Source organism: Polaromonas sp. P1_G2 (genome assembly GCF_056405515.1).
Window position 1 is genome coordinate 1 of sequence record NZ_JBFUBY010000713.1, and the last position, 604, is coordinate 604.

The following is a 604-nucleotide window of genomic DNA, read 5'->3' on the forward strand; positions in this document are numbered from 1 at the left end:
CGCCAGCACCGGACCAAAGATCTCATCGCGTGCGAGCTGATTGTCGGGCGAGACCTCGTCGAAGATCGTCGGCGTGACAAAACTGCCGCGCCAGCACCGGACCAAAGATCTCATCGCGTGCGAGCTGATTGTCGGGCGAGACCTCGTCGAAGATCGTCGGCGTGACAAAACTGCCGAGGCCATTCACCGTCACCTGCCGCCCGCCGGCGACCAGCCGGGCGGTTTGCTTGCCGGCTTCGATGAAACGCATGACGTTGGCCGCGTGGCGCGCATCGACCATGGCACCCATCCTGGATGCAGGATCGAGCGGATCACCAGGCTGCATGGCGGACGCACGCTCCACCAGCTTGTCGACCAAAGCATCTTTGATACTTCTCTCGACAAGAAGACGCGAATTGGCCGAGCACACCTCGCCTTGATTGAAGAATATGCCAAAGGCGGCCATATCCGCGGCAGCATCCAGATCGCCGCAGTCGGCAAAGACGAGATTGGGGCTTTTACCACCCGTCTCGAGCCAGACCTGCTTCATATTGGATTGGCCTGAATAGGTGAGAAAGAGCTTGCCGACGGCTGTCGAGCCTGTGAATGCCAGGCAGTCGACATC

At 60.1% G+C, this 604-nt stretch carries 1 protein-coding gene and 1 pseudogene; both read right to left on the bottom strand.

Features of this window, described 5'->3' with window-relative positions; genetic code table 11:
* On the bottom strand, positions 1 to 183 hold a 183-nt coding region (locus AC1D0P_RS27110), incomplete at its 3' end, for an aldehyde dehydrogenase family protein (RefSeq protein WP_477679562.1).
* Positions 101 to 592, bottom strand: a pseudogene (locus tag AC1D0P_RS27115) (aldehyde dehydrogenase family protein); the annotation flags it as partial. The gene AC1D0P_RS27110 and the pseudogene AC1D0P_RS27115, both read right to left, overlap by 83 nt.
* Positions 593 to 604 lie beyond the last annotated feature (12 nt).